This window comes from Klenkia sp. PcliD-1-E, assembly GCF_024124375.1.
In the GTDB taxonomy this organism is placed as follows: Bacteria; Actinomycetota; Actinomycetes; order Mycobacteriales; family Geodermatophilaceae; genus Klenkia.
The window spans coordinates 1-4,609 of sequence record NZ_JAMXRZ010000194.1 but is presented as its reverse complement, the minus strand read 5'-3'; the positions used below and the strand labels follow the sequence as shown (position 1 = coordinate 4,609).

At 78.7% G+C, this 4,609-nt stretch carries 5 protein-coding genes and 1 pseudogene; 5 read left to right on the top strand and 1 reads right to left on the bottom strand.

The annotated features are described in order from the left end of the window. Window positions 1-169 precede the first annotated feature (169 nt). From NH342_RS22090 to NH342_RS22070, 5 genes are all read left to right on the top strand, one after another. Window positions 170-820: a PIG-L deacetylase family protein gene (locus NH342_RS22090; RefSeq protein WP_253018376.1), complete on the top strand. Its 651-nt coding sequence runs from the start codon at window positions 170-172 to the stop codon at window positions 818-820. Continuing rightward, window positions 817-1,416, top strand: a complete 600-nt coding sequence (locus tag NH342_RS22085) for an SAM-dependent methyltransferase (protein WP_253018374.1) — start codon at window positions 817-819, stop codon at window positions 1,414-1,416. The genes NH342_RS22090 and NH342_RS22085 overlap by 4 nt, the downstream gene beginning before the upstream one ends. Beyond that, a complete protein-coding gene (locus NH342_RS22080) occupies window positions 1,413-2,132 on the top strand; it encodes a glycosyltransferase family 2 protein (protein ID WP_253018372.1) in 720 nt (239 codons plus the stop codon). Before NH342_RS22085 ends, NH342_RS22080 begins: the two co-directional genes overlap by 4 nt. Before the next feature lie 47 nt (window positions 2,133-2,179). Beyond that, entirely contained in the window at window positions 2,180-3,430 is a 1,251-nt protein-coding gene (dinB, locus tag NH342_RS22075) for a DNA polymerase IV (RefSeq protein ID WP_253018370.1), read from the top strand. Window positions 3,431-3,626: 196 nt separating this feature from the next. After that, window positions 3,627-4,025: a DUF3040 domain-containing protein gene (locus NH342_RS22070; protein ID WP_253018357.1), complete on the top strand. Its 399-nt coding sequence runs from the start codon at window positions 3,627-3,629 to the stop codon at window positions 4,023-4,025. A gap of 188 nt (window positions 4,026-4,213) precedes the next feature. On the opposite strand, the pseudogene NH342_RS22065 reads toward NH342_RS22070, so the two are convergent. Then, window positions 4,214-4,609: pseudogene (locus NH342_RS22065) on the bottom strand (transglutaminase domain-containing protein); the annotation flags it as partial.

Sequence of the window (4,609 nt, the reverse complement as noted above, 5' to 3'; positions counted from 1 at the left end):
GCTGCGCCGACCTGGAGGTCTACCTGCGCCAGCACCACGGTGACCGAGACCTCGCGGCCCTCGCCGAGCCCCTGCGGGCCGCCCGGTGAGCGCCCCGGCGGCCGGCCACCGGCCCGGTGCCACTCCGGAGGAGGTCTGGGCGGCCCGGTCACCGGGCTGGCCCGCCTGGGTGCCCGACCCGGCCTGGCGACGGGTGGTGGTCTGCGCGGCGCACCCCGACGACGAGGTGCTCGGCGTCGGCGGCGCGATGGCCCTGCTCGCCGCCGCCGGGGTGGAGCTGGTGCACGTGGCGGTCACCGACGGGGAGGCCAGCCACCCCGGCAACCCGGTGCTGGCCCCCGCGCAGCTCGCCGCGGCCCGCGAGGCCGAGTCCGGTGCGGCGCTGGCCGCCCTCGGCGTGTCCCCGGTGGACGCCGTCCGGCTGCGGCTGCCCGACTCCGGTGTCGCCGCGCACGAGGACCGGCTGGTGGAGGAGCTCGTGCCGCGGGTCCTGGGCGCCGACCTGGTCCTCGCGACCTGGACCGGGGACGGGCACCCCGACCACGAGGCGGTCGGGCGGGCCGCACTGGTCGCGGCGGCGCGCGCCGGTGTGCCGGTCGCGCAGTACCCGGTGTGGGCCTGGCACTGGTCGCACCCCGGGGACCCCCGGCTGCCCTGGGACCGCGCCCGGGCGGTGGCGCTGCCGCCGGGGGTGCAGGCCGCCAAGCGCGCCGCGCTGGACTGCTTCACCACCCAGGTGCGGCCGCTGGGACCGGACCCGGCGGTGCTGCCGCCCGAGGTCCTCGCCCACGCCCACCGCGACCACGAGGTGCTCTGGTGACCCTCCCGACCGGGTACTTCGACGACCTCTACGCCGCAGCCGACGACCCCTGGTCGCTGCGCACCCGCTGGTACGAGCGGCGCAAGTACGCCCTGACCGCCGCCGCCCTGCCCCGCGAGCGCTACGCCGACGGGCTGGAGGTGGGCTGCTCGGTGGGGGAGCTCACCGCGGTCCTGGCCCCCCGCTGCGACCGGCTGACCGCCTGGGACACCAGCGCCGCCGCGGTCGCCCGCGCCGCGGCCCGCAACCCCGGCGTCGCCGTCGAGCAGCGCACCGCCCCGGTCGACCCGCTGCCCCCGGTGGACCTGCTGGTGCTCTCCGAGGTCCTCTACTACCTGTCCCCGGGCGACCTCGCCGCCCTGCTCGCGCAGGTGCGGACGGCGGTGCGGCCCGGGGGCACCCTGCTGGCGGTGCACTGGCGGCACCCGGTCGCCGACTACCCGCAGACCGGTGACGCCGTGCACGACGCGCTGCGCGCGGCCCTGGACTGGCCGGCGGTGGCCACCCACGCCGAGCCCGACCTGCTGCTGGACTGCTGGGTCCGGTCGGCCGACCCCCGGGCCGCCTCCGTCGCCGCCGCCGAGGACCTGTGGTGAGCCGGCCCGGCCTGCTCGGCGTCGTGGTGCCCGCCCGCGACGAGGCGGCGCTGCTGCCCGGTTGCCTGACCGCGCTGCGGCACGCCGCCACCCACCCGGAGCTCGCCGGCGTGCCGGTCCTGCTGGTCGTGGCCACCGACCGGTGCACCGACGCCACGGCCGAGCTGGCGCGCTCCGGGGGCGCGGTCGTCGTCGACTCCCCGGGTGACACCGTCGGCGACGCCCGGCACGCCGGCGCGCTGCGGGTGCTCGCCGAGGCCGCGCACCGGGGCGTGCCGCCGGAGCGGGTGTGGCTGGCCTGCACCGACGCCGACAGCCGGGTGCCGGCCGACTGGCTGGCCCTGCAGCGGACCGCGGCCGAGTCCGGCGTCGACGCGGTGCTCGGGCTGGTGCGGGTGGTCGACTGGACCGGGCACCCGCCGCACGCGGCCGCGGCGTTCGCACGTGACTACGACGCCTGGCGGGCCGGTGGCCCGGGCGCGCTGCACCCGCACGTGCACGGGGCCAACCTCGGCGTCCGCGGGGACGCCTACCTCGCCGTCGGCGGTTTCCCGCCGCTGGCCGTGTCCGAGGACGCCGCCCTGGCCGGGGCGCTGGCGCTGGCCGGACGGCTCCTGCTGCGCACCCCGGGCTCACCGGTCACCACGTCGGCACGGCGCAGCCCCCGGGCGCCGGGCGGGTTCGGCGTCGACCTGGACCGCCTCGCCGACGGCTGAGCGGCTAGGCTGTCGAACGCGTGTTCGACGCAGGCGGAGGAGGGTCGGTGGACCGGGCCGAGGGCTGCGGCGTGCTGCACGTCGACATGGACGCCTTCTTCGCCAGCGTCGCCGTCCGGGAGAACCCGGAGCTGGCCGGCCGGCCGGTGATCGTGGGCGGGGCCGGCGGCCGCGGCGTCGTCACCTCGGCCACCTACGAGGCGCGCGCGTTCGGCGTGCACAGCGCCATGCCCACCGCCCGCGCGCTGCGGCTGTGCCCCGACGCCGTCGTCGTCCCGGGCGACATGGCGCTGTACTCCGAGGTCTCCCGCGGCGTGATGGCCGTGTTCGGCAGCATCACCCCGCTGGTCGAGCCGCTCTCGGTGGACGAGGCCTTCCTGGAGGTCACCGGCGCCGCCCGGCGGCTGGGCGACGCGCAGGCGGTCGCCGAGCTGGTGAAGGCGCGGGTGTTCGACGAGCAGGGCATCACCTGCTCGGTCGGGGTGGCGCCCACCAAGTTCGTGGCCAAGCTGGCCTCCACCCGCAGCAAGCCCGACGGCCTGCTCGTGGTCCGGCCGCACGAGGTGGTGGGGTTCCTGCACCCGCTGCCGGTCGGGGCGCTGTGGGGCGTGGGCCCGCGCACCGAGGAGGCGCTGCACGCCGTCGGCCTGCGCACCGTCGGCCAGCTGGCGCACGCGCCGGTCGAGCTGCTGCAGCGGGCGGTGGGCCCCGGCAGCGGCGCGCACCTGCGCGAGCTGTCCTGGGGCCGCGACCCCCGGCACGTCGTCCCCGACGAGCGGGAGAAGTCCACCGGCGCCGAGGAGACCTTCGGCCGCGACGTCGACGACCCCGCGGTCGTGCACCGGGAGCTGCTGCACCTGGCCGAGCGGGTGGCCGGCCGCCTGCGCGGGGCCGGGCACCAGGCCCGCACGGTCACCCTCAAGGTCCGGTTCAGCGACTTCACCACCATCACCCGGTCCCGCACGCTGCCCGCTCCCAGCGACGTGGGGCAGGTGCTCTACGACACCGCGCGCGAGCTGTTCGACGCCCTCGGCCTGGACCGGGTGCCGGTGCGGCTGGTCGGGGTGCGCGCCGAGCGGCTGGCCGACGCCGGTGCCACTCCCGTCCAGCTGGCCCTGGGGGAGCGCGAGCACGGCCGGCGCGACGCCGAGCTGGCCGCCGACCGCGCCGTCGCCCGGTTCGGGGTCGGCGCGGTGCGCCCGGCGACGCTGCTGCGCCGGGACGGCATCACCGGCCGCTCGCAGGCCGCGCCACGCCCGGACCGCGCGCCGCGCACGACACGCCGGGACGACGGTTGACCCCCTGCCGCGGCGGGGAACGCGAGCCGCCGCCGGGACGTTCTCCCGGACGTGGTGCACCCGACCGGGTGTGCCACGACCGACACCACCGAGCCGGGGCGCCTCGCCTTTCGCACCCCGGCGCGGACTCGTATCCTCGGGGCACCGCCGGCGACTCGCCACCGGCGGAACCGGAAGTGGACCTCAGGAGGTCGTCGTGCCGCTCTCCGAGCACGAGCAGAAGTTGCTGGAGCAGATCGAGCGCGCGCTCGTGGACGACGACCCGAAGTTCGCCTCCCAGGTGCGCAGCGGCGACCGTCGCAAGGGCGCCCGCCGCAAGCTCCAGCTCGGCGCGCTGCTGGTCGTCGTCGGGCTCGCCGTCCTGGTCGGCGGCGCCGCGCTCCCGTCGGTGCCGCTGGGGGTCGCCGGGTTCGTGGTCATGCTGGCCGGCGCCGTCCTCGGCGTCCTGAACTACAAGCACGCCACCGGCGCGGTCGAGGGCACCGGCACCGCCGGCGGGCCCGGTCGCCCGGCCGGTCGCGGCGCCGCGAAGGCCAAGCGCCAGCCGCTCAAGGACCGCCTCGAGGAGCGCTTCCGCCGCCGCTACGACCAGTAGCCCCCCGAACAGCCAGCAGGGCCCCGGTGCCTCGGCACCGGGGCCCTGCTGCGTCCCGGGCCGGCTGCCGGGCCCGTGCGGCGGCCCCGACGTCGGGGACATCGGGCCCCGACCCGGCCCCCGGGCACCGATGTCGGGGACATCGGGCCCGGACCCCGCACAGGTCCCGGCGCACCGGGCACGGCGGTTCAGGTGCGGGCGGTGCGGGGGCGGGGGAGGTGGTCGGCGACCCAGCCGCGGACGTCGGCCAGCAGGGACGGCGGCAGCAGCCGGGCACGCACCCGGGCACGGCGGCCCGCGGACCGGCGCAGTGCCCGGTCCACCGCGCGGGCGGGGGCGGACAGGTCGCGGTCGGGTCCGCGCTCCGGGGCGTAGACGTCGGCCTGCAGCGCACCGGCCAGCACCAGCAGCTCCGGGCGCACCCCCGCCCCGGCGGCCTCGCCGAGGTCGTCGGCCAGCTGGCGCGGGGTCCCGGCGGACCGCACCGGGACGTCGAGGTCGTCGGCCACCGCGAGCAGCTCGTCCCACACCGGCCCCGGGTCACCGGACCGCAGCCGCCGGCGCCGCTGGGCCGCCCGGGCGAG